A 22,193-nucleotide genomic window follows, 5' to 3' on the forward strand; every position below is an offset into this window, starting at 1 on the left:
ACGCGCCAATCCCATTGGTCACTGCGGTCATGATCAAGGTTAGAAGAAGTGTGCCCCGAGCGAATATGTCCCTGATGAACGGAGCCCTGACAAGCGCAACCCGAGCGGCATCAATACCGCCCGGACAGCGCTGTTGTCAGACCTTCAGCTCAGGCTGCAACTGCGCCGGCTCCTTCTCCAGCTCTTCCTTGAGGTCTTCGTCGCTGAGCATTTCCGCGATGTCGCGCAAGCGCTCCACCACACGCGCATTCACGCTGCCTTCCGGAAACTCACCATTCTCGTCAGGCGCACCGGCGGGCTCGCCCACCAGAAGGCTCAAGGCTTCGTCGGCCTGACGCACCGCATAGATATGGAATTGCCCGTCACGCACAGCCTGCACAACACGCTCGTCCAGCATCAACGTAGTGACGTTGGCATGCGGAATGATTGCGCCCTGCTCGCCGGTCAGGCCACGTGCCTCACAGAGACGGAAGAAACCTTCGATCTTCTCGTTGACCCCGCCCACCGCCTGCACTTCACCGAACTGATTGATGGAACCGGTAATCGCGAAGCACTGCTTGAGCGGCGTGCGTGACAGCGCTGAAATAAGCGTGCAGGCCTCGCCCAGCGAGGCACTGTCGCCATCCACGTAACCGTAGGACTGCTCAAGCGCGATACTCGCGGATATTGCCAGAGGGAATTCCTGGGCGTAGCGGCTGCCGAGGTAGCCGGTGAGAATCATCACGCCCTTGGAGTGAATCGGCTGACCAAGATTGACCTCGCGCTCTATGTCGACAATTCCGCTACCGCCCGGATAAACGGTGGCGGAAATGCGTGCTGGCACGCCGAAGGCCGAATCGCCCACCTCCAGAACCGTCAGGCCATTGCACTTGCCGACCGCCGCACCGTCAGTGTCGATCAGGATCACGCCAGCCATCATGTCATCAAGAATACGCGCCGAGACCCGCCCGGTGCGGGTGGCCTTGGCCTTGAGCGCACGCTCGATATGCCCGGCGTCGGTCTTGTCGTCGTTGGCCAGCTGGCGGATGAAGTCTGCCTCGCTGACCAGCTGGAACAGGTCGCCGATGCGCGCCGACAAACGCCCCTGGTGTTCCGCCAGTCGGGCGCTGTAGGTCGCAAGTCGCGCTACCGCATCGGCGGTGAGAGGCGCCATGCCCTCTTCCGAGGTGCGGGTCTTCAGCAACTGAGCGAACTGCTCGAGGGTCTCGTCGACCATCGGAATTTCTTCGTCGAAATCGACCAGTACCCGGAACATCTCCTGAAAGTCAGGATCCAGGTCTTGCAAGGTGTAATACAGCGAACGCGAACCGATAATGATGATCTTGACGTTCCACGGAATCACCTGCGGTGTAAGGCTCACGGTGGCGACGCGACCCAGCTCGCCCAGCGGCGATTCCATCTTCAGCTTGCGCGATTGCAGGGTGCGCTTGAGTGCGTCCCAGACAAACGGCTCACCCAGCATTTTTTCCGCTTCAAGAATCAGGAAGCCGCCATTGGCGCGATGCAGCGCGCCGGGCCGCAACTGGCGATAGGTGGTGTACAGGGCACCCTGATCGGTACTGTATTCGATGCGTCCGAACAGATTGTCGTACGTAGGATGCTGCTCGAAAACCACCGGCGCGCCGCCGTCGCGGTTGTGACCGACTACCAGGCTCGGGCTGTACTGCTCTTCCAGCAGCTTGCGTGCCTGCGCGTCGGTCTTGGCGTCATCGACCAGTTGCTCGACCAGCGTCTTGAGCAGGTACACCTGCATGGCTTGCAGGTAGGCGCAGACTGCCGCGTTCTCGGCGTATTTTTCCGAGAGCGGTGCCAGCAATGGTTGCAGGGTCAGCGTGATGGTTTCTTCGTTCAACTGACGCAGTTGATTGTTGGATTCGCGCTTCCACTGCGGCAGGCTGGCCAGTTCTTCATTCAGGCGCTCTTCGAGGGCGGAAATGTCTTCGTGAAAACGCTCGCGATCCGCCTCGGGCAGCTGCGAAAACTCGGCCTCGTCCAGCGCCTTGCCATCGGCCATCGGAGTAAAGGCAATGTTCGAGCTGTCGCGATACAGCGCGATGTTCTTCTCCAGCGACAGGCGCTCGATCACATCCAGTGCACGGTCATAGCGCTGATTGAAAGCACGGTCGATCGAGCTTTTTTTCTGCTGATAGGACGGATGTTCGAAAACCGCCGGAAACGTCACCAGCAAGTTGTCGATCAGACCGCCGATGTCGGCCGTGAACTCATGAGCAGTGCCCGGTGACAGCTCCAGGGCCTTCGGCTCGCGGGGCTCATCGAAATTATTGACGTAGACCCAGTCCGAAGGCGTCTGCATCCGTTTGCCTTCGGCCTTGAGGTAGCGTTTGACGAACGAAAAGCGGCCAGTGCCGGGTTCGCCCATGACAAATACGTTGTAACCGGGGCGCGGCATGGCAACGCCGAACTGCAGGGCCTCTACGGCACGCTCCTGGCCAAGGACACCGCGAAAGGGTTCGAGCTCGTGAGTGGTCGCAAAGCTGAACTGCTCAGCGGAAAACGGACGGGTCAGCGCATGTGGTGCCAGGCGTAGGTTGGCTGCGACGGAATCGGGCATCAGTAATCCTTACATCAGGCGGGGCAGATGTCGGCATTCTGGCGCTCGCCGTACAAGACTTGCAAGGCAGGAAAGATCTCAAAGGCGCTTACAGCCGTGAAGCCATCGCTTGCTACACGAAAAAAAATCTATTTCCGGCAATAATCTGTAATAGCTCACGGAACCCTTCGAACCCGCCTAAGCTCCAAATTGCACAGGTGGTTGCTGGTTAGCCGCCTGTCTTGATGTGACTACTCAAGAAACTCGACCCTTGGCTGAATTAAAAAGAGAAAAAGCTATGAAACGGATTCTTCTTGGAACGCTCTTCGCCGCTGTATCCATCAACGCTATGGCTCAAGCCCCAGGCGGTCCTGACTGCGGTTGGGGCAACATGCTGTTTGAAGGCCAGCGCGGTACACCAGCTCACTTCCTGGCTTCAACCACCAACGGTACTTCGGGCAATGCCACTTTCGGCATGACCTCCGGCACCAACGGCTGTTCGACCAACAGCGCACTGACCTACGGCGGTAAATCCTGGCTTGCCATGAACGGCATGATGGATGAACTCTCCAAGGACATGGCCATGGGTCAGGGTGAAGCACTGACTACCTACGCTGTCGTACTGGGCGTTGCACCAGAAGATCGCCAGCACTTCGCTGCGGTCACTCACGAGCACTTCTCGCAAATCTTCAGCAAGGCCGACGCCACCGCTGAAGACGTTCACACCAACACTGTCAACGTGCTGAAAAACGATCCGACGCTGGCCAAGTACGCTACCCAGGCTTAAAGTCGTTCGCCCGCCCTTTCCTCGCAAAGGGCGGGACCACCTTTCCTGACCTCCCCTGACTAGTTGCCCTCTATGCTCAAACGTCTTGTATCGCTGGCGCTGTTTGTCTGTGCCCCCTTGTCTGCGGCACCCCATGCCACCGCTGACCGTTTGCAGCAATTGGCCAACGAGCCATTCTGGATTTCACTGGGTCACTACGAGGCAGGCAAGCTCGGTGGTTGGCGCAGCTATGTGACAGACCCGAAATTTTTTCTTTCTGCCAACGGTGCCCACGACCCGAAGGCGGAACTGAGCGCAACACTTGATGCCATTTATGCTCCCGTCACCAACGAACAGACCCACGCTCAGTGCGTGTACCCGGCCCGTACCCGCTGGCTGCGCGACCAACTGCAACTGACCGGCCTGCCGACGCCGGACTGCAAGGAGTTCAAGGCCTGGTACAAGGATGTGGCCCCGGACAGCACCGTACTGATCTTCCCGGCCGCGTACCTCAACAGCCCCTCCTCGATGTTTGGTCATACGTTGCTGCGCATCGACCCGGCCAGCGCGAAAACCAACAACACCACGTTACTGAGCTATGCAATCAACTTCGGTGCCTACATCGAGGGGATGGACAACAGCATTCTGTATGCCTGGAAAGGCCTGGCGGGCGGTTATCCAGGATTGTTTGCGCTGGTGCCCTATCAGGAAAAACTGTCGGAATACCGCAGCCTGGAAAACCGTGACCTGTGGGAATACCGGTTGAACCTGACCCCGGAAGAAACCGGGCGTATGGTCGAGCATGTCTGGGAACTGAAACAGATCCGCTTCAGCTATTTTTTCTTTGACGAAAACTGCTCATACCGCCTGCTGGAATTGCTGCAGGTCGCCCGTCCGGGACTGAATCTTACCGAGCAGTTCGGTCTGACCGCGATTCCGACCGATACGGTCAAGGCGATCAAGGCCGCAGGACTGGTGGAGAAGATCGACTATCGCCCGTCCCGCGAGCGGGAACTGCTGAGCCGCGCCGCGCCCCTCGATGCCGATGAGCAACAATGGGTATTGAAAGTCAGTGCCGATCAGAAACAGTTGCAGGACAGCCAGTACCTCGCCCAGCCGAAAGAACGTCGCGCATTGATTCAAGACGCGGCCTATCGCCTGGAGCGCTACCGAGCCAATGGGCTTGAACGCGACACACAGCGCTCGCAACGCAGTTTCGAGCTGCTGCAGGCGATCAATCAGAACCCGCCACCACAACTGGACATCCCGCGCCCCGGCCTGCCGGAAGAAGGTCATGAATCACGTACCTGGCAATTGGGGGCCGGAACACGGGGTGACAAGGCGTTTGCCGAATACGGGCTGCGCATGGCCTATCACGACCTCAACGACAATGCCTATGGTTTTCCGCTGGGTGCACAAATCGAGATTCTGCAGCTCAAGGTGCGCCAATACGAAGGCAACGACTGGCAAGTGCAGCAACTGGATCTTGCCACCATCCGCTCCCTGACACCGCGCACCGAACTGCTCAAACCCTGGTCATGGCAAGTCACTGGCGGGCTGGAGCGTGTGTTAGGCAAGCATGGCGACGAAAACCTCGTCAGCCATGTGAACGGTGGCGGTGGCGGCACCTGGCAACTGGGTGACGAAGTGCTGGGCTTTGCGCTGGGCACGGTGCGTGTCGAGCACAACAACGATTTTGCCGAGTTCATCTCCCCCGCCGCCGGCTTCAACACCGGCGTGCTGTGGCGCAACCCGCTGGGCAACCTGAGCCTGGAAGCCAAGGGCGATTACTTCACCAACGGCGAAGTGCGCCGCAGCGTCAGCCTCAATCAGCAATGGGAGCTGTCGCGCAACCTGGGCCTGCGCCTGAGTGCCCAACGCGAATTCAGCCAGATGAGCTCGCCACAGAACGAAGTGATGCTTGAGGTGAAGTGGTATCACTACTGATCGGGTAAAAAACGCAATGGCATCGCGCAAAGGACTGCGCAGGATCCTCTGCCAGCCGTTTAAGGCCCTTCTCCATGGTTTGCACAGCTAGATGCTCGTCATCCAGTGAGTCGACCAATCGGGGATGGGTGCCCTTGCGTTTCAGCGAAGGCCGGAACATTTCGTCGGCTGACGCGACCTCGTCAAAACGCTCCAGGTCCAGCGCCAGTGCCTGATTGAACAGCACGTTATTGAGCCGCGTCAGCGCCGGCTGACGGTGATCAACCGACAAGGCATGCACACTGGCGGCGACAGAATAACTGCCCGGTGATGTTTCATGCGCAACGGCTGTTGCTGAATAAAGCGCAGCCTTGTTGGGCGCAAAACATCCCGTCAGATGCCTGGCAAGGGTACTTAAAACGCCCTTCGACGAGCTTCCCGTCGCAGAGGCGAACAACGTATAGGCTTGAGTTCCAGCGCCAGACTTTTTCACGAGGACCTCTCCGGCTAAAGCGCCACGGCATCTGGCCGTCGGGCTGTGTGGGCGGGCATTGGCGGGCGTCCGAATTCACTCCGGAAGGTTTCGATGACCTGCTTGATCTGCTCGGCAAGTGCCTGAGTGCTTTCAAGCGCGCGGGACAAACTGTCTGTGCCGTGCCCGGTGAGGTCGTGCGTGTAACGCAGGCACAAGGTATTTTGTTCGATATCCAGCGCGATACTGGCGCCCAGGGTATGGGCTGGCGACAAGTTCAAATGCAGCGCAAGCGCCAGCAGCCGCCCGTCCTGTTCAGGATCGATGTAGCTCAGCGTGCTGATGACAAAAAGCGCATCCCCGCCAGCAGCGGGCACCAACAGGCTGGTGTGACCGTTGTTTCCGTGCCACAGCAAATACCCTTCATCCCGAAGAGATTGTAAATCTGCGTCGTCGTATCCAAGCCGTTTCAGGCTGTGTTCTAGCAGTCCGGTTGCGAACGCGATCATGGCATAAGTACCTTGCAGTGAGTCCTGTCACTGAGTGGCGCTGGACGCGCAGGGGTTCCGGCGACGCCACCGAAAAAGCCACTATGCTCATATCACACATTCCCTACTTCGCTTTTACAAATATCCAACACATAAGCGCGATCGTGCTTGGGAGCAGGGGCCAAGTTCACCTCCACAGCCGCCGGCTTAAAAACCGACATGCAGTGGCGCAATCCACCACAAAACTCGGCCTGGAAGCCAAGGGCTACTACTTAACCAACGGATAATTGCGCCGCAGCGTCAGCCTTAATCAGCAACCTGCGCCTGAGCGCTTAACGCGAATTCGGCCAGATGATCGACCCACAGAACGAAGTGATGCTTGATGTGAAGTGGTATCACTACTGATGGGGCAAGCCCCCGATCAGCGGATGAGTGCTCGACTGGCTCGTCGGTCGCGCGCTAAACGGCTCATGACGTCACCATCAGTCATCTTTTTCTTGAGCCTCTGTTCAACTGACCAGGCACCCGATAATCAGGGTTTTGAGCAAGCGTGGCCAAACCGCTTTTCAGTGCCTCGACAAAAGGCACGACATCATTTTTCGGGGAACCCCGCAGGTGATGGTTGATCGGTCTGCGAAGAGAACGTGTATAGAGAGGGATCGCAAGAAATTCGTCGTCTGAAAAGCGCTAGACAAAAGGGTGGCCGTCTTTTTCACCAAGCGCCTTTTTGATCATACTGTTTGGAGGCTCCACATCCGAAAACAGTGACTTGAGTTGACTTTTAAGCCACTTCACACCTTGCACGATCATCGAAGACAGCGCCTGAGAAAGTCTGGGCGACGGGCCTTTGGGGAGACTGGGGCGCAATTTCCATTTTAATTGCTGGCACAGTTCTGGCTCAGCGCGTGTTCATGACTGGAAGAAAGCGTAGCCGTGGAAGGACCGTTTGAGGCCGACGATGCTTTGGATAGAGCTGGCATATGGCTGCTACCGTGGGCAGCCGATACAGGACTGATATTCATACACAGCGCCTCTTATATTCAGGAAGATTCGTTGCTCTCGTCGATTTCCTTGAGTTTTATGTGCCATCGACCCGAGTCAGTCCTGTTCTTGTCCGAAACCAGAAAAGGGGTATCAGGAGCAAAAATCCCCTCGTCTTCAGCGCTCGAAAGCGACACCTGTCTGACGCGTACCGCAGAATGGCTCTCAATCTCCAGCAATGGACTGCGTTGATACGTCGATCCTGATGTGCTGGTCTTGGAACTCTTTACGGAGTGCTGGGTAAACGTTGCATTAACCGTCGACAGATCGGGCGTGGCGCTGAGAAACGTTTTGTCGCGGTATACCTGCCCAAGCTTGAAATTTTTATGTATGAACTTGTCATCCACTACTTTATTAATGCCGCGATAAAGCGTCTCCTGGAAGACATTGCCAGGCTGCTCTGCCAAGCGTTTCAAGCCGTTATTCATGGCCTGCACGACCACCTTCATGTCTTCGGACGGCTTACCGTCGCGAAGCTGATGACTAACGGCCTTATAGAACGGCGTGGTGTACATCCGCAATGCCAGGTACTCGTCATCATCAAGATGATTAAGCGCTGGATTTTGATCCTTACGCTGCAATGAGCGGTCAAAAGACTCCGTCGCCGATGACCCGTAGCCAAAGCGATCAAGCTCTCGAGCCAGCGCCCGTTTCAGCGGTGTGTCGTTAAGGCGTGTTTGTGGCTCGTTGCTGTAATCGCCCCGTACTGGCGCCTTGCCTTTAGAGCCACTACTGGATGACGCATAATGCCCGAGCGCCGAATGACCAGAAGTGTTGCCCGAAACGAGCATCCCCTTGAAATGCTTGGCCAAACCACTCAGCAGCCCTTTTGAAGAGGACTTCTGCGCGGAATTCGTTGAGGTGTTTGCAGGCGATGTGGAGCCGGATATTTTCATACCAATCTCTTCTTATCGCATCAGAGCACTGGATTGCCGGGACAAAGACGTTTGCCCGGACGGGCGCCCTTGGTCACGCCTGAAGGTTTCGATCACCTGCCTGACCTGTTCAGCCAGCGCCTGAGCGTTTTCGAGCGCAAGCAACAGGGTGTCTGCCCCGCTTCCGCCAAGGTCATGGGTGTAGCGCAGGCATAGCGTGTTTTGCTCGACATCAAGGGCTATGCAGGCGCTCATCGTATGGACAGGGGACAGGTTAAGGTGCAATGCGAGCGCCAGCAGACGTCCGTCATGCTCGGGGTCGATATAGCTCAACGTGTTGATCACGAAAAGTGCATCCAGATCGGCCGAGGGCACCAGCAAACTGGTCTGGTCGTTTTTCCCTTTCCACAGCAAGTACCCTTCTTCGCGCAGGGCCTGCAAAGCGGCGGCATCGTATCCCAGCTTTTTCAGGCTGTATTCAAGCTGACCGGTTGCGAACGCATTCATGACATTAATACCTGGCAATAAGAACTTTCCATTGAGTGGTAAAAAGCCTCGTCCGGTTCCAAATCAAAGCGTCAAGCTACCGTGGCATTCGGCGGGAGAAAAAAGCCGCTATCGTGACATCACACATTCCCTACGTCGCTTTTACAAATAACCAACACATTTGCTTCTAGACTCTTTTTATAAGAGGAAACCACCATGAAGCAGTATTGGCTGTTGTTGTCGCTGGCCATCGTGCTGGCGGGTTGTCAGTCCACCCGCGACCAGATGCTGGCCGAGGGTTATCCACCGGGGTTTGCCGAGGGTTATCAGGACGGCTGCGGCAGTGGCCGGGACGCCGCAGGTGCCAGCACCGGCCAATTCAAAAAGAACGTGCCCCGCTACTTGAAGGACAAGCTGTACGCCGAAGGCTGGACCGACGGCTTCCGTCAGTGCCAGGCGTCACAGGACAACCGTGACCGCCTCGACCCCGGCCAGGTCTTCAATGATCGCGACCGGGCCTGGGAACGGGAAAAAACCCGCAGCGCGGCCAAGGCCTATCGTCCGAACTGACGGTCGGCACTCTGCAAGATTGACGAAACCAATGCCCTTCTCGTGCGGCCCAACCCTGATTAGGGAGGACATTTCATGAGTCGCGCATTCGTAAACGAAGACAACGCTGCCGCCGATGCCGAACAACCGGTAGAGCGGCTGGTCAGCGCACAGACCAATTACGTCACAGCGCACGGCCTGACGTTACTGAAAGAACACGTCGGCAGCCTGCAGGCACAGCACAGCGCGCAAAATGCACTGGGCGAGGCCTCTGACAAACAACGCCTCGCCGACCTGGAACGTGACCTGCGTTACTTCAACCAGCGCCTGCAAAGCGCGCAGGTAGTTGCGCCGGCCCTGTCGACCGAGACGGTGCAGATTGGCAGCTGGATCACGTTTGCGGACGAAGACGACAACCATCAGCGTGTGCAGTTGGTTGGTGAAGATCAGGCTGATGCGGCCAAGGGGCTGATCAACTGGGGTTCACCACTGGGCCGCGCCTTGATTGGCGCGCAGAAAGGCGATGAGGTGATGTGGAAGCGCCCGGCGGGGGACCAGACGATTGAAGTGCTGCTGATCGAACCCGATCATTAAGGCCGACAACGGCAGCGCCGCTCCCGAACGGGAACAGCGCTGCCGGGGCTGATCAGGCCAGTTTCTTGTGACGCACGCGGTGCGGCTGGGCAGCAGCTTCGCCCAGACGCTTCTTGCGATCCGCTTCATACTCGGTGTAGTTGCCCTCGAAGAAAATCGCTTGCGAATCGTCTTCGTACGCCAGAATGTGCGTGGCCACGCGGTCAAGGAACCACCGATCGTGGGAGATCACAATGGCGGCGCCCGGGAAGTCCAGCAGCGCTTCCTCCAGCGAACGCAGGGTTTCGACGTCAAGGTCGTTGGACGGTTCGTCGAGCAGCAGCACGTTGCCGCCCTCTTTCAGGGTCAACGCCAGGTGCAGACGACCGCGCTCACCACCGGACAGGTCCTTGACGAACTTCTGCTGATCGCCACCCTTGAAGTTGAAGCGACCGACGTAGGTGCGCGACGGGATTTCATAGTTGCCGATACGGATCACGTCGGAGCCATCGGAAACCGCCTGGAACACCGACTTGCTGCCGTCCAGGTCATCACGGCTCTGATCTACACAGGCCAATTGCACGGTTTCGCCAACTTCGATGCTGCCCGAATCCGGTTGCTCCTTGCCCATCAGCATGCGGAACAGGGTCGATTTACCGGCACCGTTACCGCCGATCACGCCAACGATGGCGCCTTTGGGCATGGAGAACGACAGGTTGTCGATCAACACACGGTCGCCGTAACCCTTGGTGACGTTCTTGAACTCGATGACCTTGTCGCCCAGACGCGGACCGGCCGGGATGTAGATCTCGTTGGTCTCGCTGCGCTTCTGAAATTCCTGCGACTGCATTTCTTCAAAGCGTTGCAGACGCGCCTTGGATTTGGACTGACGTGCCTTGGCGCCCTTGCGGACCCATTCCAGCTCGTCTTTCATGGCCTTTTCATGGGCTGTCTGCTGCTTGGATTCCTGAGCCAGACGGTCAGACTTTGCTTCCAGCCAGCCAGAATAGTTGCCTTCGTAAGGAATGCCCGCACCGCGGTCGAGTTCCAGAATCCAGCCGGCCACGTTGTCCAGGAAGTAACGGTCGTGCGTGATGGCAACCACAGTACCCGGGAAATCGTGCAGGAAATGCTCGAGCCAAGCGACAGAGTCGGCATCCAGGTGGTTGGTCGGCTCGTCGAGGAGCAGCATGTCCGGTGCAGACAGCAGCAGGCGGCACAGCGCAACACGACGCTTTTCACCGCCTGACAGGACCGAAACCTTCGCATCCCAGGCGGGCAGACGCAGCGCGTCGGCGGCGACTTCCAGCTGGCGCTCCAGGTTATGACCGTCGCTGGCTTGCAGGATCGACTCAAGCTTGGCCTGCTCGGCAGCCAGCTTGTCGAAATCAGCGTCCGGCTCGGCATATTCAGCGTAAACCTGATCAAGACGCGCCTGGGCGTCCTTGATGACGCTGACCGCCTCTTCAACCACTTCACGAACCGTCTTTTCCGGATCAAGTTGTGGCTCTTGCGGCAGATAACCCACGTTCAGTTCCGGCATCGGGCGCGCTTCGCCGTCAAATTCGGTGTCGACGCCCGCCATGATCTTCAACAGCGTGGACTTGCCCGACCCGTTGAGGCCCAGCACGCCGATCTTGGCACCCGGGAAGAAAGACAGAGAGATGTTTTTCAGGATTTCACGCTTCGGCGGCACAACTTTGCTCAGCCGATGCATGGTGTAGACGTATTGAGCCATGGAATGAAAACCTAGCGTCTGTGATGAGGACCGATTTGAAGCGCGAGCTTAAAGCTCCGGCCGGAAAAAAGCTTTTATTTGTCCGTAAGACTTGCCGCGAGACCGTTCCAAGCCTTGAATTAACCCAGGCGGAACAGATCGGGGCCGTGCTGGCAAATATAAAGCCTGGTCGATATTGCAAAAAGTGGAGTCACTCATGCAGGAGTCGGTGGATACCGCGCGTTGCGCAAAGCTACCCGAATGCAGCGTGCAGGGCAAACGATCCGGCCCAATGAGGCTGGCACTCTGCCACAAGTAAAGGCATGCTAGCCGCCCTCTTTGGGCGACCCGCTTATTTTACATAAAGCATCGCTGCTTCAGTCCAGCAGTCAGGAACAACGATTTGCCCACTTCAACGCCTCTGCCGTCATCCAGTGTCGCTACAGACAGTGCGACCAGGCCTTTGCGTGACTCAGTAAAAGGTGTACTGGCGGCGCTGGTACTGGTGGTGCTTGCCCTGTTGCTCTGGCAATTGATCGAGCAGTTTCATCAGACTCAGGAGCGCCAGCGTCAGCGCAGCCTGGAATACAGCGTCCAGCTTTCCGACCGGATGAGCCTGAACATGGCGCTCAAGGCGCAAATCGCCATGAACCTGCTGGACGAAGCGCAATCCGCCGGCGACCGGCTGGAGCAGCCGACGGCGCTGGCCAGCCTGCGCATGGCCCTGCCCGCTCTGCGCAGCGCGGCCCGGCTGAACCCCGCGGGTGACATCGTCAGTGACAGCGCCGAGGCATCCCGCGACGGGGAATTTCTCAAGCAGGCCATGAAAAAGGCGCAAGGCAACCCCTATTTCTACACGGGCACCGAGGACGGCAAACAGGTTTATGTACTGATTCGTCAGGGCGGCGGCGTTAGCGGCGACTACTGGGCCCTGCGCATGGCGCCCGAGGCATTGAAAGACCTGGCCAGCCAGCCGGCTCAGGACTTTCAACATGTATGGCGCCTCGAACAGCGCAAGACCCAGCGGGTTATCCTCCGCGAACCGGCACCCTCCAACGATGCGGACAGTGGCCTGTCCGAAACCGTCCTGCTTCAGCCGCTGAGCAACAGTGACTGGCAACTGCGAGGCCTGTTCGATACCTACAAGGCGCGCAGTGAACTGCTTGCGCCATTGATCGGCAAGTGCCTGATCGGCCTGCTGCTGTCGATCCTGCCGCTGATCGCCCTGATGAGTCTGCGCAAACGCCAGCGCCAGATGCTGCAAAGCCGGCGCCGCTATCGCGATATCTTCGAAGGTGCGGGCGTTGCAATCTGTGTCATGGACATGTCCGGACTGCAGGAGCAACTGGAAGCACTTGAGGTCAGGACTGACGAAGACCTTGATCGCCTGCTTAAAAGCCAGCCAGCCTCGCTGAAAAGACTGTTGCAGCAGTTGCGAATCAGCGAACTCAACGAAGTTGCCCTGGGCCTGCTGGAAATCGAACACAGTGAACAAGCGTGGCAGCCGCTGATCGAGGGTGAATCGCGGTCGCGCCCCGGCATCGGCGTTCAGGTGATTCAGGCTGTTCTGGCCGGGCAGCCACGGCTGGAACTGGAAATCTGCCTGACCCGCGCAAGCGGACAGGATCAGCACCTCTGGCTGGTCATGCGCCTGCCCGAGGCACGCAGCGACTTCGATGCCGTGATTCTAAGCATCGGCGATATCACCAGCCGCAAACAGATCGAGCTGTCATTGCTGGACCGTGAAAGCTTCTGGTCCGATGTGGTGCGGACCGTACCGGACCACTTGTACGTTCAGGACGTGCTCAGCCAGCGTGTGATCTACAGCAATCACCATTTCGGCCACACGCTGGGCTACAGCAAGTCCGAGCTGCGCGTCATGGGCGAGTTTTTCTGGGAAATTCTGCTGCACCCTGACGACGCCCGAAGCTATCAGGACATGCGCCTGCGTCAGCGCCATCACGGTCATAACGAGCTATTGCAATGCGTGTTGCGTTTCAAGGATCGCGAGAATAACTGGCGGTGTTTCGATGTTCGCGAGCAGGCATTGGCCTGGGACGCAGAACACCTGGTCACCCGCATCATCGGCATTGCCAAGGACATCACCGAACAGGTTGCATCCAGCCAGTCGCTGCGTGACAGTGAGCAGCGCTACCGCATGCTCGCCGAAAGCATCAGCGATGTGATCTTTTCCACCGACGGCCAACTGGTGGTCAATTACGTCAGCCCCTCGGTGGAACGCGCGCTGGGTTACAGCGCCGAATGGATTATCCGCAACGGCTGGTCCGCCGCCATTGCCAACCCGCAACAAGTGCTTGGTTTCGACGCGCTCATCAGCCGCATCGGCAAGGTGCTTCACAAACCTCAGGAGCTCGCCAGACTGCGCGAAGAGGTGACGACCAGAATGTTTCTGTTCGACTGCCTGCGGGCAGACGGTCGCAAGATCCCGGTGGAGCTGCGAGTGGTACTGGTGTGGGACGAACACGGTCATTTCGAGGGCATATTCGGTGTTGGGCGGGACATCAGTCAGCAGCGGCGGGCTGAAAAAGACCTGCGCATGGCGGCCACGGTATTTGAACACTCGACATCGGCCATTCTGATCACCGACCCCGCTGGCTATATCGTGCAGGCCAACGAGGCGTTCACCCGCGTCAGCGGCTACGAAGTGGCCCAGGTACTCGACCAGCTGCCGGGCATGCTCACGGTGGAGTCCGATCAGGAAACCCATCTGCGCTATATCCTCAGGCAATTGAACGGCCAGGGCACATGGGAGGGCGAAATCAGGCTGAAGCGCCGCAACGGCGAACATTACCCGGCCTGGGTCGGCATTACCGCAGTGCTCGATGACGAAGGCGATCTGGCCAGTTATGTGTGCTTTTTCAGCGATATCAGCGAGCGCAAGGCCAGCGAGGACCGTATTCACCGCCTGGCTTATTATGACGCCCTGACGCATCTGCCCAATCGCACCCTGTTTCAGGATCGCCTGCATTCGGCGCTGCAGCAGGCCGAGCGCCAACAGGCCTGGGTGGTGCTGATGTTCCTCGACCTCGACCGCTTCAAGCCGATCAACGACTCTCTGGGCCACGCTGCCGGCGACCGGATGCTTCAGGAGATGGCCACGCGGCTGCTCGCCTGCGTGTCTTCCGACGACACCGTGGCACGTATGGGCGGCGATGAATTCACCCTGCTGCTGCAGCCTGACACCTCGCGCGAGGCCGCACTGACTCGCGCCATTCACGTGGCCGAACGAATTCTGACCAGCCTGGTAACGCCGTTTGTGCTTGAAGGCCGCGAGTTCTTTGTCACCGCCAGTATCGGCATCGCGCTCAGCCCGCAGGACGGCAATGAACTGAGCCAGTTGATGAAGAACGCCGATACCGCGATGTATCACGCCAAAGAACGCGGCAAGAACAACTTCCAGTTCTATCAGGCGGACATGAACGCGACGGCGCTGGAACGCCTGGAGCTGGAAAGCGATCTGCGTCACGCGCTGGAACAGCAGGAGTTCACCCTCTATTACCAGCCGCAGTTCAGCGGTGACGGCAAACGCCTGACAGGCGCGGAAGCCCTCTTGCGCTGGCGCCATCCACGTCGCGGGCTGGTTCCGCCCAACGACTTCATCCCGGTGCTCGAAGAGCTCGGGCTGGTTGTGGAAGTCGGCGACTGGGTACTCAGCGAAGCGTGTCGTCAGCTCAAGCATTGGCATCAGGCGCGGGTCCGGGTCCCCAAAGTGTCGGTCAACATTTCGGCGCGACAGTTCTCGGACGGCCAGCTTGGCAAGCGCATCGCCAACATTCTGGAGCAGACCGGCCTGTCACCTGCGTGTCTGGAGCTGGAGCTGACTGAAAGCATCCTGATGCGCGAGGTCAACGAAGCCATGCAAATACTCGACGGTCTGAAAAACCTTGGCCTGAGTATCGCCGTTGATGACTTTGGCACCGGCTACTCGTCGCTGAACTACCTCAAACAGTTCCCGATCGATGTGCTGAAGATCGACCGCACTTTCGTGGACGGCCTGCCGTCCGGCGAGCAGGACGCCCAGATTGCCCGCGCAATCATCGCCATGGCCCACAGCCTGAACCTCTCGGTCATTGCCGAAGGCGTTGAAACCCACGAGCAGCTGGAGTTTCTCCGCGAGCATGGCTGCGACGAAGTCCAGGGCTACCTGTTCGGCCGCCCGATGCCGCCTGGCCAGTTCGAAGCGCAATTCAGCAACGATGCGCTGTTCATGCTGGATTGAGGGCGAGCCTCGCTCCCCGGCCATCGTCCATTTGAACGATAGCCGAACCCTTGAATATGAGTAGACTTGAGCCACTGCCTCGCACAGCGTCAATGACAGCGAGCGCTCTACCCATAACAAAGAACACAAGGGGGTAGCATGATCAGCGATACAACGTCCCTGCACAGTGTTTCCTGTCAGGTCGTCGAAGCCTTGAACAAGGTGATTCTCGAGCTTCAGACCGAGGTCAGCAGCGCGTCGATCTCTACATTCCATCAACAGGCGCTTGAACGGGTGCGCGCACTGGTGCAGTTCGACAAGGCTTGGTGGGGAAGATCTACCTGGCGTGACAACTGGCCCGTCGAGCACAGTTCCTTTTTGCTGGGCCTGCCCAACGGTTACGCCGCCGAGTGGGAGCAACTCAAGACCTCGGACGCCAGCGTCGGCAGAATGCATCAGACCCAGGGCGTCTGTCAGGTCATTCACTGCACGGCAGCGGATGCACCTCCTGCGCTTGCCGACCTCGGTCGCCAATACGATCTTTGCTTCGCGCTGGGCATTGTCCTGACCGACCCTCACACCCAGCAGGGCGTGCATCTGACACTGTTTCGCTCGGCTGGTCACACGCCCTTCTCGCCCTTGGACAAACGCCTGATCGAGTGGCTGATGCCGCATCTGATCGCCGCTGAACAGGCCAGTTATCTGCGTACGCTCACGACTCTGCGGGAAACTCAGGGCGCCTACGATGAGACCGCCATGGCGGTGAGCAATCGTTACGGCGTGCTGCTTTCCATGGAGCCTGCGTTCTCGTCAATGCTGGGCTCGGAATGGCCCGACAGACCGTCCAATCGTCTACCCCGACAGTGCAACCCTCAAGAGGGCTATTCGAGTCATAACCTGCACATCACGTTGCAGCCGGTGGGCGACCTCGTTCTATTGACGGCGCGGCGACGCAGCAGTCTGGAGCTGTTGAGCACGCGCGAGCTTCAGGTTGCCCGAGGCTTTGCGGTCGGACAGACGTACAAGGAAGTCGCGCGCAACATCGGTGTATCCCCCTGCACCGTCCGGCACCACTTGAGAAAGATCTACAACAAGCTCGGTGTCACCCGTAAAGCGCAGATCGCCCAGTTACTGCATTTGACTGACGGCTGACGCCAACGCGCTCTACCCCATTTCCGGTTTTTCCAATGACTGCCACCCCGCAAGGGAGGGCTGTGCTCGCCCATAAAAATAACAAGGCACTTACCGATGTCATTAAAAAACCACTTCCTTAGCGCTTCAGGGCTCGCCATGGCAATCCTGTGGTTATCGTCCACGGCCTGTGCCACCGAAAATGCTGCGCCCACGACAGCTGCTGGCGTTTTCGACTTTGGCGCAGGCTTCATGCCGCCCACCCCCCCCAATGGCACCGTCGGCCTGCGCATCAGCAACTACCACGCGGATGTCATTAAGGACAGCCACGGCAATGACAGCCCCAACGACTTCCAGATCAACGTCCTGGCGATCGGCCTCGCCTACTTGCGAATGACCGAGCAGGAGTTTTTGGGTGCCCGCTATGGTTTCGCGGTGGTGCCGGTCTTTTTCAAGATGGATGCCGACCTGGGCGTGAACGTCGGGGGGGGGGGCAGCGGGTATTCAGCGACAGTGCATCGCTGTTTCGTCAGGCGGACCTGCAAGTGGTGCCGATCATCCTGGACTGGAAGCTCGCGCCGGGGCTGGGCATCAATACCCAACTGATGATTCAGGCGCCCACGGGGGACTACGACAAAAACCGTCTGGTCAGCCCTGGCACCCATCACTGGACGGTTTCTCCGCTGTTGAATGCGACCTACATTTCACCCGGCGGCTTCGAGGTTTCCTCGAGTTTCCAGATCGATATAAATGCGCGTAACCCCGACACCGATTACCGCAGTGGCGTTGAGTACCGACATGAGTTTGCAGTGGGCCAGCATGTCGGCGACTGGACCGTCGGCGTGGGCGGCTACTACTACCGGCAGCTGTCGGACGACGACGCGCCGGGGCTGACCCGCGGCAATCGCGCCCGGGTAATCGCCGCAGGCCCTGCAGTAAGTTACTTCAAACCCGGCGCCGGGCTGCCCCCCATCTGGTTGCACGCCTACAAGGAGTTCGACGCCCACAACCGTGCCGAGGGCTACACCGTGGCGCTGCGTACCGGCATCAGCTTCTAAGTGGCGCGCGTAACGCGACGACACGCTTTCAATCCTGGAGACCATCGATGAAAGACCTGCACGAATTATTCAATACGCTGGACGGCCGTGGCCTGGCAACACTGTTACGCAATGGCGAGGTGAGCCCCGGCGAGCTGATGGAAACCGCCATCGCACGGGGCGAGCAGGTCGAGCCCAGCCTGAACGCCGTCAGCGAAAGGCTTTACGATCAGGCGCGCAGCCAAGCGAGCGGGAGTAGCGTCAGACAGGGCGTCATGGCAGGCGTACCGACCCTGGTGAAAGACATGTTCACCCCGATGACCGGGGCACGGATGACCAGTGGCTCGCATGTGCTGGGCGAGTTTCGCTCAGACATCGACTGCGAAATCGTCAGTCGGCTGCGTCATGCAGGCTGCCAACTGATCGGCACGACCACCACTCCAGAATTCGGCGTGTCCTACAGCACCGAATCGCAACGCTTCGGCGCGACCCGCAACCCCTGGAATCCGCAACACAGCGCGGGCGGTTCCAGTGGGGGCGCAGCCGCTCTGGTTGCGGCACGCGCCATCCCTTTCGCGCATGGCAACGATGGCGGCGGCTCGCTTCGCGTACCGGCCTCCTGCTGTGGCGTATTCGGCTTCAAGCCATCACGCAGCCTGCTGCCTTCAGGCCCGATGGTCGGCGAGGGCTGGGCAGGCCTGAGCACCGCTCACGCGATTACCCTGTCGGTAGGCGACAGCGCCGCCCTGCTCGACGCCACTGCCGGGAGTGACCTGGGGGCTCCCTACGCCGCGCCCATGCCAGCGACGCCCTTTGCACACGCCGCAGGACGCGATCCCAAGCGTCTGAAAATCGCCCTGACCTCGGCAATATCGCCGTGGCCGGCAGAACCGGAGGCCCTGGCTGCACTGCAACACACTGCGGCCTTGCTGGAGGCGCTCGGGCATTACGTGGTCCCGGCGACGTTGCCGGTCCGGCTGCCTGAATTCCTCGACGCGACGTTCGACATCATCGGTTCACACACCCAAGGCTACCTCGATCTGCTGGGCAAAATGCGCGGCTTCCCGGTCGCCATGGACGAACTGGAGCCGCGCACCCGTGTCATTCTGCGCGAACGCGGGCAACTGCCTGCGACACGCTACATTTCCTCGGTCGAGTCGATGCATGCACTGGGCCGGACGATGGCCGGTTTCTTCGAAGAGTACGATATTGTTCTCACCCCGACGCTCAACCGCGCGCCACCCCGCCTGGGAGAACTGGTCTTCGATGACGACAGCCGGTCCCTGCAGGACTTCATCGCGCTTTCGCACAGCTACTCGCCCTTCACGGCGATCTTCAACGCGACTGGCCAGCCAGCCATGTCCGTGCCCCTCTATTGGACAGCCGATTCGCTGCCGCTGGGTTCTCACTTTGCCGCGCGGTTTGGCGACGAACTGACCTTGCTGAGCCTTGCCGGGCAACTGGAGCGCGCCCAGCCGTGGGCCGCACGCAGGCCGCCGTTAAACGCTTGCGCGGGTTGATGCGAAGGGATTATTGGCGGTGATGGTGGTAAGCCAGGCAAGACCACCGCCTGCCTTGCTGGCGGTGGTCTACCGGCTACAGGCTTATGGCTCGCCAGCCGCTTGCGGTGCAGGCGCCGGGTGCGACCAGGTCAGGTACCGGAAGCGGTCGTAGAGACCCGCCACGACCTGCCCGCCTGCAATCCTGCCCGGAATTGCCGTTTGCAGGGTGCCGACCGCGCTCCCCAAACGCGAGGTGCTGACGTAATCTCCGGCCCAGGACGCTGCCGCCCTGCCGGCCTGATGCGCCGCCTTGCCTTTGTCAGTCAGGTAGCTCAACCCCTTGCCGGCCGCTGCGCCAGCCACTTCTCCAACCATACCGGGAAGTGTGAGGTTGGCTGCGGTCAGGACCGCAGCACCGGAGGCGTAGCCTTTGATCCCCTTGTCGAGAAAATTCCAGACTTTGTTGACGCCCAGAAACCCCGTCATCACCAGATTCAGACCGACGATTTCCTTGAAGACCTGAACCGCCTTTTGCATATCGACTTCAGGGTTCATGGCCAGTTTGAGCATCTCCGATACGCACCAGACGCCATCCGCCGCGTAATCGGCTTTGCCGACCATGCTTTTCATCAACATCACCAGCGCCGCACCGATACTCGCCGTCAAGGCCACCAGGCCCAGCTTGGTGTAGAAGTCAGGGTCCGCCTTGCGCTCCCCCTCGGCCAGTTGCAGCCCTGCCCGCAGGGCATCGGCGACTTCGAACCTGGCCTGGAACTCGCTGCTTTTGGTGCCCAGGTATGTCAGGCTCGAGTTCATGATGTCAGTGATGCTTTTGTCTTGCTTGTACAATTCGGTCGCCACTTTCATCTGCTGGGCAAAATGCTCGCTGACGTCGAAATGCTTGACCACGGCCAGATGGTCTTCCTCCGGGATGCGGGCGTTCCCGGTGTCTTGCCTGGAAAGCTTGCTCTTGGCGAGCTTGAAGGCAGCGACGATCGATTCACGGTTGAAGACGCCCAGCGTGGCTGCGCCCGATGCCACGGCCGTTGCGATACCGAAGCCCACCTGCTCCAGCAGGTGTTCGTTCCTGGCAAAGGTGGGCTGCGCCACGATGGCGTTGGCCAGCACGGTGACGAAGTAGCGGTTCAGGCCGTGATCGACATTGGTCCGCGCGTTGGTCAGCTCGTTCATCATCAGGCCAGCCATGAACACCGCGTTCTTGGTGAAGTGGGCAACCAGCGATGAGCTGTAGGAGTTGTCCTTGCTGACGAACGCCACGGCCAGTGGCAAGGGTGCCAGCGCGAGCAGCATCGCCGGGCTTGCAAGGACGCGACTCTTGAGCGAGGCGCCGTTCTTGAGCGTGCCCAGTTCGGCATTCATGCTTTTGTTGAGGCTGAGCAACTCTTCTTTCACATCAGAGGGCAGCCCCGAGCGGCTCAAGACTGCAGGCAACTGTTCGTTGTGAGCGCGCCAGGCGTCGAGTTGCCCCTGACCATTGGCCTGAACGATTGCGCCCAACATGTCACGCTCGGCTTCGCTCAGCGCAGACGATGGCTTTTCCAGCAGCGTCTTCACAACGTCGGACGTCGTGGTAGCGGCACTTGGCAAATCACCAAGACGGGCCAGTTGCTCCTCGCTCAACACCAGCGAACCGTTGGCCAGCGCCAACCGCAGTTTTTCATCGAAACCCATGCCGAACCTAGCCTCGATGTCTTCTTCAGGGGCGAAGGGCAGCGGGGTATTGCTGACGATATCGCGTTGTTCTTGCGTGAGATGCAGCACATGCTTGTTCAGGAAGGCATGCATCTGATCGGGCGACAGGTGTGGCGCCGGGGTGCGCATCAAAGCCAGCAACGCCTTGTCATCCATCGGCGCGAGCGCCCCGTAGGCATCAAACTTGCGCACCAGATTGCCGCCGGCCTTGAGCAATGCCTGGCGTGTGGTCAGCCTGGGCTCGGCAGGCTCGTGGCCAGGTGCAGGTGCTTCGCCTGGCTCGATGGAGATTTCTTCCAGCCTCGGCAAAAGATCGTGTTCGCGCAATAGCTGCAGCAGCGCCCCCGCCACTTCCGCCAGCTCGCGCAATTCATTGCAGGCTGGCGCGTCCTGGCAATTTTCGGTCAATGCCTGCAATGCGCCCGGCAACATCTCCAGATCATTGAGCGTGTCGGCATGTGAGCGCAGCAGACTGACGACCGCGTCGGGTTGACGCTGGAGGCTGTCATTCAAATCCGCCGTACGCTGCTTGGCCGTGCGAACGAAATGACTGAAGAGCGTGTAAGACGAAACAACGGGGGGCTCTGCGCCCAGCGTCTCGGGATCCAGATGAGTCAACGTCAGCAGATCCGGAACCGCACGGGCCAGGGCGGACGGTCGGGCGGTCAAACGAGCGACGGATTGGTGCAGCCGTGCCGTCCTGAGCCCTTCACAGGCCAGCGACAGCGAGTCGTGAGATGCGTGAGAAGCCGGCATATCGGCCAGCCGGTGAGTACAACGGTCAAGCAGTTCTCTCAGCGCCGGCATCTGATCCTCGCTTGCCAGTTGATGCCAGCCCTGCTCGGTCGTGCCGACCTCGGCGAGGCTCTGACAGAGTTGAGCAACGGTGTGCCAGGACGGATGCTGTTTATCCAGCTCACGCTGAAGAGCAGACAACAGACGCACAGAGTCCTGCGCTGGCGCAGCCGAGGTGCGACCAAATGCCACGGCCAGTTCGCCGGAGGTAAAAAACGCTACGGTACGAACCTGCTGCGGAGTTTGCTCACTAACGCCGGTTGCATCGCCGGACGCAGGAGCAACCTCCGGCAATGAGGAATGAGAGGAGCGCGTGATCTGAGAGGGCATCATGGCGTTTTTACCTACTGTC

At 59.3% G+C, this 22,193-nt stretch carries 14 protein-coding genes and 3 pseudogenes; 9 read left to right on the plus strand and 8 right to left on the minus strand.

Annotation, left to right across the window (positions count from 1 at the left end; all coding sequences use genetic code 11):
• Nucleotides 1-136: 136 nt before the first annotated feature.
• Nucleotides 137-2,572: a Lon protease family protein gene (locus tag MME58_RS21880; protein WP_054984815.1), complete on the minus strand. Its 2,436-nt coding sequence runs from the start codon at nt 2,570-2,572 to the stop codon at nt 137-139.
• A gap of 277 nt (nt 2,573-2,849) precedes the next feature.
• Here MME58_RS21880 and MME58_RS21885 point away from each other — a divergent pair, with 277 nt between their 5' ends.
• Together MME58_RS21885 and MME58_RS21890 are read left to right on the plus strand one after the other, a co-directional pair.
• Nucleotides 2,850-3,338, plus strand: coding sequence for a DUF3015 domain-containing protein (locus MME58_RS21885; RefSeq protein WP_007252444.1), 489 nt, complete (start codon nt 2,850-2,852; stop codon nt 3,336-3,338).
• Between the two features lie 72 nt (nt 3,339-3,410).
• A complete protein-coding gene (locus MME58_RS21890) occupies nt 3,411-5,264 on the plus strand; it encodes an Lnb N-terminal periplasmic domain-containing protein (RefSeq protein WP_055006675.1) in 1,854 nt (617 codons plus the stop codon).
• Here MME58_RS21890 and MME58_RS27615 read toward each other — a convergent pair.
• Together MME58_RS27615 and MME58_RS21900 are read right to left on the minus strand one after the other, a co-directional pair.
• Nucleotides 5,203-5,490, minus strand: coding sequence for a type III effector (locus MME58_RS27615; RefSeq protein ID WP_162491465.1), 288 nt, complete (start codon nt 5,488-5,490; stop codon nt 5,203-5,205). The genes MME58_RS21890 and MME58_RS27615 overlap by 62 nt on opposite strands.
• Before the next feature lie 260 nt (nt 5,491-5,750).
• Nucleotides 5,751-6,224, minus strand: coding sequence for a CesT family type III secretion system chaperone (locus tag MME58_RS21900; RefSeq protein WP_054984813.1), 474 nt, complete (start codon nt 6,222-6,224; stop codon nt 5,751-5,753).
• A gap of 159 nt (nt 6,225-6,383) precedes the next feature.
• On the opposite strand from MME58_RS21900, the pseudogene MME58_RS21905 reads away from it, so the two are divergent.
• Nucleotides 6,384-6,608: pseudogene (locus MME58_RS21905) on the plus strand (DUF4105 domain-containing protein); the annotation flags it as partial.
• Between the two features lie 58 nt (nt 6,609-6,666).
• Here MME58_RS21905 and MME58_RS21910 read toward each other — a convergent pair.
• From MME58_RS21910 to MME58_RS21920, 3 genes and pseudogenes are all read right to left on the minus strand, one after another.
• Nucleotides 6,667-7,013: pseudogene (locus MME58_RS21910) on the minus strand (ADP-ribosyltransferase domain-containing protein); the annotation flags it as partial.
• A 230-nt stretch (nt 7,014-7,243) separates the two neighbouring features.
• On the minus strand, nt 7,244-8,140 hold the full coding sequence (locus MME58_RS21915) for an ADP-ribosyltransferase domain-containing protein (protein ID WP_082427551.1): 897 nt from the start codon (nt 8,138-8,140) through the stop codon (nt 7,244-7,246).
• Nucleotides 8,141-8,152: 12 nt separating this feature from the next.
• A complete protein-coding gene (locus MME58_RS21920; RefSeq protein ID WP_005770157.1) occupies nt 8,153-8,626 on the minus strand; it encodes a CesT family type III secretion system chaperone in 474 nt (157 codons plus the stop codon).
• Between the two features lie 195 nt (nt 8,627-8,821).
• Between MME58_RS21920 and MME58_RS21925 the strand changes: the two genes are divergently transcribed.
• The gene (locus MME58_RS21925; protein ID WP_003379727.1) at nt 8,822-9,175 is read left to right on the plus strand and encodes a hypothetical protein; all 354 of its coding nucleotides are present in this window, start codon (nt 8,822-8,824) and stop codon (nt 9,173-9,175) included.
• Nucleotides 9,176-9,250: 75 nt separating this feature from the next.
• Nucleotides 9,251-9,748, plus strand: coding sequence for a GreA/GreB family elongation factor (locus MME58_RS21930; protein WP_024658800.1), 498 nt, complete (start codon nt 9,251-9,253; stop codon nt 9,746-9,748).
• Between the two features lie 52 nt (nt 9,749-9,800).
• On the opposite strand, the gene ettA is transcribed toward MME58_RS21930, so the two are convergent.
• Nucleotides 9,801-11,465, minus strand: a complete 1,665-nt coding sequence (ettA, locus tag MME58_RS21935) for an energy-dependent translational throttle protein EttA (RefSeq protein WP_005620563.1) — start codon at nt 11,463-11,465, stop codon at nt 9,801-9,803.
• Nucleotides 11,466-11,847: 382 nt separating this feature from the next.
• On the opposite strand from ettA, the gene MME58_RS21940 reads away from it, so the two are divergent.
• The 4 genes and pseudogenes from MME58_RS21940 to MME58_RS21955 all read left to right on the plus strand — a co-directional run bounded on the left by MME58_RS21940 (nt 11,848) and on the right by MME58_RS21955 (nt 19,351).
• A complete protein-coding gene (locus tag MME58_RS21940; protein WP_082427550.1) occupies nt 11,848-15,684 on the plus strand; it encodes a sensor domain-containing protein in 3,837 nt (1,278 codons plus the stop codon).
• A 138-nt stretch (nt 15,685-15,822) separates the two neighbouring features.
• A complete protein-coding gene (locus tag MME58_RS21945) occupies nt 15,823-16,815 on the plus strand; it encodes a helix-turn-helix transcriptional regulator (protein ID WP_054984812.1) in 993 nt (330 codons plus the stop codon).
• Nucleotides 16,816-16,911: 96 nt separating this feature from the next.
• Nucleotides 16,912-17,852: pseudogene (locus tag MME58_RS21950) on the plus strand (SphA family protein).
• Nucleotides 17,853-17,899: 47 nt separating this feature from the next.
• A complete protein-coding gene (locus tag MME58_RS21955) occupies nt 17,900-19,351 on the plus strand; it encodes an amidase (protein WP_055005163.1) in 1,452 nt (483 codons plus the stop codon).
• Nucleotides 19,352-19,435: 84 nt separating this feature from the next.
• On the opposite strand, the gene MME58_RS21960 is transcribed toward MME58_RS21955, so the two are convergent.
• Nucleotides 19,436-22,174: a HopW family type III effector protein gene (locus MME58_RS21960; RefSeq protein WP_055005162.1), complete on the minus strand. Its 2,739-nt coding sequence runs from the start codon at nt 22,172-22,174 to the stop codon at nt 19,436-19,438.
• Between the last annotated feature and the right edge of the window lie 19 nt (nt 22,175-22,193).

Source organism: Pseudomonas syringae pv. tagetis, from assembly GCF_022557255.1.
GTDB lineage: Bacteria > Pseudomonadota > Gammaproteobacteria > Pseudomonadales > Pseudomonadaceae > Aquipseudomonas > Aquipseudomonas caricapapayae.